This is a genomic window from Nostoc sp. (assembly GCF_036919495.1).
Classification (GTDB): Bacteria; Cyanobacteriota; Cyanobacteriia; order Cyanobacteriales; family Nostocaceae; genus Nostoc.
In genome coordinates this window covers 1-4730 of record NZ_JBALBZ010000131.1, presented here as the reverse complement: position 1 = coordinate 4730, position 4730 = coordinate 1, and the positions used below count along the sequence as shown (strand labels likewise).

5 protein-coding genes are annotated in these 4730 nt (G+C 39.5%); 2 read left to right on the top strand and 3 right to left on the bottom strand.

Translation table 11 applies throughout. From position 1 onward, the window contains the following. Window positions 1-357 precede the first annotated feature (357 nt). The 3 genes from V7K25_RS18135 to V7K25_RS18125 form a co-directional block, all read right to left on the bottom strand. Window positions 358-732, bottom strand: a complete 375-nt coding sequence (locus V7K25_RS18135; protein WP_335159914.1) for a site-specific integrase — start codon at window positions 730-732, stop codon at window positions 358-360. 357 nt (window positions 733-1089) lie between these two features. After that, window positions 1090-1506: a putative toxin-antitoxin system toxin component, PIN family gene (locus tag V7K25_RS18130; protein ID WP_335159913.1), complete on the bottom strand. Its 417-nt coding sequence runs from the start codon at window positions 1504-1506 to the stop codon at window positions 1090-1092. Then, window positions 1493-1741 carry a hypothetical protein gene (locus V7K25_RS18125; protein ID WP_335159912.1) on the bottom strand — a complete coding sequence of 83 codons (249 nt, stop codon included), beginning with the start codon at window positions 1739-1741 and terminating at the stop codon, window positions 1493-1495. Before V7K25_RS18125 ends, V7K25_RS18130 begins: the two co-directional genes overlap by 14 nt. 145 nt (window positions 1742-1886) lie before the next feature. On the opposite strand from V7K25_RS18125, the gene V7K25_RS18120 reads away from it, so the two are divergent. After that, window positions 1887-2510 carry a hypothetical protein gene (locus tag V7K25_RS18120; protein ID WP_335159911.1) on the top strand — a complete coding sequence of 208 codons (624 nt, stop codon included), beginning with the start codon at window positions 1887-1889 and terminating at the stop codon, window positions 2508-2510. Between the two features lie 105 nt (window positions 2511-2615). Then, window positions 2616-4541: a CHAT domain-containing protein gene (locus tag V7K25_RS18115; protein ID WP_335159910.1), complete on the top strand. Its 1926-nt coding sequence runs from the start codon at window positions 2616-2618 to the stop codon at window positions 4539-4541. Window positions 4542-4730 lie beyond the last annotated feature (189 nt).

The window sequence follows — 4730 nt, the reverse complement described above, 5'->3', positions numbered from 1 at the left end:
AAACGAGCGCCCATATATTAAGTCACCTCGGTAGATGCATTCTCCGTATTTACTTATCTTTACATAGGTTGGTTTTTTCATGCCTACCTACTTACTTGACGAAACTCTTCAAGTCTGGCATTTTTCATCTTGGCAGGTGAGTAATGGTAGTTCTTTTCTCACTTTCTGCCAAAAGGGGGACTGTATTCAATCAGACACCCCTTTTTTCTTGATCATTCCCCATCTAATCTCTATTTGATAATGATAATCGAATAGAGGGAGGTGGGAGAGAAACGAGCCTAGCTCGTTTCTCTCCCACCCTTTTTATGATTATCATTATTGTATTATTTTCTGAACATATATACTACACAATAATTGTTAAAGGTCAGGATGCTTTAAGGCTGACTTGAGAATATTTTTAACCTCTAATTCCTTTTGATTTGCGTTCTCTCTTATCGCTTTTAGTCTAAACTCCAGTTCTAAATACTGCTTCAGCTTCGGATGCACTTGGATTTCCCTGGTGTCCCGCTTGCCTTTGGTGTTAACGCTCCGTAGCACTAACACGCCTCTGACACCGTTGCTGCCAAACACATCTTTCACCGCCAAAGTGCAAGCTTCATTGATCCGGCAGGCAGCATAAAGGCACACGCCAAACAAAGCGCGATCGCGTGGGTTGACAAAGCCCTCGCTAAATAGGACATTGATTTGATCGGGTGTGAGGATCTCTGCCCTGCCGAACCGGTTTATTTTCATAGGAATAAGCCTACATTGTCTAAGGGCAATAACACAATGTAACTGACCAAAAAGCTGATTATTTCGTTCACCAATTCCGGCGATTAACCAAGACTTATCAATCAGCCCTACAGTCCGACCGCTACAACCCGCATTCCTTCGTTGGCTGATTAAACCTGCTTATGCTTGCAGCACGATGACCACTTGCAGGTATAATACATACCAATTAATGCTACGATGCGATCGCTTGCCAGCGTCTCTATTCAAATGAGGGGTTCGCTGACTGACGACGACGCAGCAACGCCGAATTCCGAGTACGTATTACTTGCGTCTAACATAGCGAGGTAAAGTTAGACATAATGTGAATGGTAATTCTTGCTACTTAGAAGCCAAAAATTCTTGAACAGTCAGAATTTCAATGCCCCTCCAGGGGTTTAACACTAGCAAATCATCATCTCCGGTAACAATACACTCTGATTGACCACTGACTGCTAATTCCAGATATTTATTATCTTTGGGATCTCGGCATTCATTAATCTGCTCAGTCACGTCAATAAACTGAGCGTTTTCTGTTAAATTTTCTAGAAATTCTTGCCGCCTTTTTTTGGTGAGATATCTATCAAATTTGGGACGATATAAAACCTCTTCTAACTCCGATAAGACAGAATTTGATAATATGATAACGCCAATAACAGTAGCTTGATCTAATGCCTGACGTGGCTTGCTTTGACTAAACAAAAATGCACTAATCAGCACATTAGTATCAAATACGAAGCGTCGATTATTCGTCATCATTCAAAATCGATTCTAAGATTTCAGGCGTTAATCCTCTGGCTTGTGCTTCAAGGCTTGCTTTATCCATCGTGTTTCTTAAACGTGCAATGGACTCAAGTCTCGGAGTTGTAAATTGAGACTGCATAATTGCCGCAATCTTAAGTTGCAATTGTTCCCGTTCTTCTTCAGTGGCATTGCGGTATGCCTCTGCTACCAAGGAGGGAACTTTGATGGTAATTTCTTCTTTAGTAATCATGGCCTGTTCGCTTCCATAATTTTTTATCTTTAATTATGTTACTTCCTTGGCTCAGAGTTCCCCCCGTCAGGCTCTTTGGAGTAAGGAGTTGAAGAGAATATTCTGAAAATGTCTTGATAGATTACAAGTTGCTCAGAATCTGACATTGGGTCATCTTACCATATTCCCAATCCCATCTCACCCGAAAAAAATCGCTCTCCTCAATACGTTGATGTTTCATTGTTACAAAAACGACTATTCTAGATATGTTGATTTAGACGAGTGGAAACAATCTGTAGGAGAAAATCGCACTGTGAACCTATACCATAAACTTGCACTTTTAACAGATAATGAGGCAAAAATTTGCCTTAATGGTGTTTTAAAAGGTTTGATAGCGCTCCAACCTCAATATGAAGCTTTGTTCGCGTCTGAGAATCAAATGCAAACAGTAATTGAGCAGATTACTTCAGAAGTTGGTCGGTCTTCTAGTTCTGCTATTGATATTATTAAAGATCAAGATGAGTCAAAAGCTATCCGGCTTATTCTAACTGAAATTGCTGAGAATCCAGAGATGAAGCCCAGGCTAGAGGCTTGGTTCTCGACTGCAAGACCAAAATTGCTAGAACCTGTAACCAGTGCGTTAGTTATTGCTGGTCTCATTTTAATTCTTTCAACGGGTATCACCATTGAGTACGAAAATCAGGGTGGAAAAAAGAACTTGAAAGTAAAAGTAGAGAAGAAAGCAACAAGTAGCAAAATTTTGGAGAAATTTTTTGATTTTTTTTCCTGACAATAGTCCCAATACATATTATCTTTATTTGTCAAACATGAACTAAAGATTGCCATATTGCTACTAAATCTATAGTTCAACGCCTCAACTATAAAGAGAGTTTTTATGACAGATGAACGGCCCACTTTCCAGCTTTTTATCCTGGGAGAATTGTCAAATCATAAGCAACCAGAGACCTTAACAGTGCTTGCTGACTTCAAAAACAGCAGAGCAGTAGAGCGTGTGCAAATGATTCAAGCAGAAATCGAGGAATTAACTACAAAGATTGCAAATCTTCGAGGTTTTATTGAAGCTGGGTTTCCTGCTCTTGATGAATTTGATCTTGAACAGTTTGGTGGGAGACTGTTTGATCTGATTATAAAAAACAATGTAAAAAGGTTATTTGACAGAGCAGCAGGTTCAACTCAAGAATTACTGCCTTTGCAGATTTTTGTAGAGGATTACACGATTGCGGGATGGCCTTGGGAATATCTGTATGACTCTACCTCTGGTGTATTTATGTGCCAAGAATTTCATCCTATTTCCCGTGGCATTTTTACTCTCTTTCCAGCAGGAAAGCAGATTACTCAAAGCAATATAGTTCGGATTTTGTTAATTATCGGCGTTTTATCTGACGATCCGAATACAACTCCGGGAGAGGAAATTAAATGGATTCAGGAGGTATTTAAAGCACAACTTCAAACAAGAGAAGTTGAATTGAAAGTAATGCAGGCAGTAAATCCAAGAGCCTTAGAGGAGGAGCTTCAGAAACATCACTATGATATTTTGCATTTTTTCGGTCATGCAGGATTAGATGTTAAACGAAAAGAAGGATATCTCAGATTTGATCAGCTTCAGGGTGAACCTTTCCGCTTTCCTGCAAATACTTTTGCTCAGTTGCTAGCACGGCAGAAGATTCGATTGGTGTTTCTTAATGCCTGCGAAACTGCCAAAGCAGCTCAGAATGAAAATCCTGCCAGAAGTTCTGTTGCTGCTGCTTTGCTGGGACGAGGTATCCCTGCTGTCATTTCAACTCAGTTTTCTATACCTGATACCAGCGCTCACTTCCTTTCATCTCTCATTTATAGCGCATTGGCAAATGGCAAAACTCTTGGAGAAGCTCTACGTGATGGTCGACGAGCAATGTCCTATGACATTAACTCTAAGTTCTTTGACTGGGGTATTCCAGTACTCTATTGCTCCGATCCAAATCTGAAGATTTTCTCCAATTCTCGAACTCAACCTGAAACCAACAGAGCAACAGACATTTTATTTGATGGTGCTTCAAGAAATTTAGTCAAGGATAAGGAAGAGTTACTGAAATCAATAGCGGGTAGTAAAAATTTTATAGATTTAGAGGGTATTTCATATTTTTCTGAAACCTTGCCAGAAAAAATAAGTGGCTCTAACCAAAAGGTTGCAAAGGCGAAAGTTGCAATTTTAGACATTGATGCTAAAGTCGGCTTCTTGCCCCAGTTACTTGAACTCGCTAATCAAGCACAAAAATACTATTGGTTTAAGGTTGCTTATTTACCCATTCCATCAAATGCAGTGAGAACTAACATCAAGGGGGAACAGGTTGATCCTCAGTTATATCTACCTCTATTAGAGAAATCCTTGAATAATGCACCTCAGATTCTCAACGTTGATCTGGTTTGCTGTTTAACTAGAAATTTAGTTGCCGGAGAAGTAAACGGTGAGCCTTATTATAACTACTTTGCCTCTGCTTTAAATAGCAATCCGAAAATTTCAGTAATTTCAACTTTCGGAGTGCGAGGATATGCACGACAGACAAATGTCGATTTTGCGAAAGCGGTACTTGGTATTTGCCTCTCAATGCTGCTTGTCACTGAAAGACGTTGGTCATTGGAATACCATGAGGAAACTCATGGATGTTTATTTGACTTGTGCCGTCATCGAGATGACATTGTTGTAGCATTGAAACATCAAAAGTTTGATCATCAAACCTGTCGAAGCAAGATTAGAGATATAGAGCAACTTGAGGCGATAGATGCTCTGATTGATTTGAAAGTAGATTCGGAGACTGAGTAAATTTCTGCCTTACAGAAAACTCACGAGAAACGGCTGAATTTCTTGCTTGTAACACTTCTGCACCCAAAACTACTTTTTATCAATCAAAAAATACAGGTTCTTCAGTACTTGTTATGCCAAACTATTAAGATATAGGCATCAAACAATGTCAAAAAATGTGTCAATAATCTGCTAAAAGTACTATAAAGA

Excerpts from the sequence above, each read along its gene's own strand:
- V7K25_RS18130 (WP_335159913.1), bottom strand. The coding sequence starts at position 1,506 with ATGATGACGAATAATCGACGCTTCGTATTTGATACTAATGTGCTGATT.
- V7K25_RS18135 (WP_335159914.1), bottom strand. The coding sequence starts at position 732 with ATGAAAATAAACCGGTTCGGCAGGGCAGAGATCCTCACACCCGATCAA.
- V7K25_RS18125 (WP_335159912.1), bottom strand. The coding sequence starts at position 1,741 with ATGATTACTAAAGAAGAAATTACCATCAAAGTTCCCTCCTTGGTAGCA.
- V7K25_RS18115 (WP_335159910.1), top strand. The coding sequence starts at position 2,616 with ATGACAGATGAACGGCCCACTTTCCAGCTTTTTATCCTGGGAGAATTG.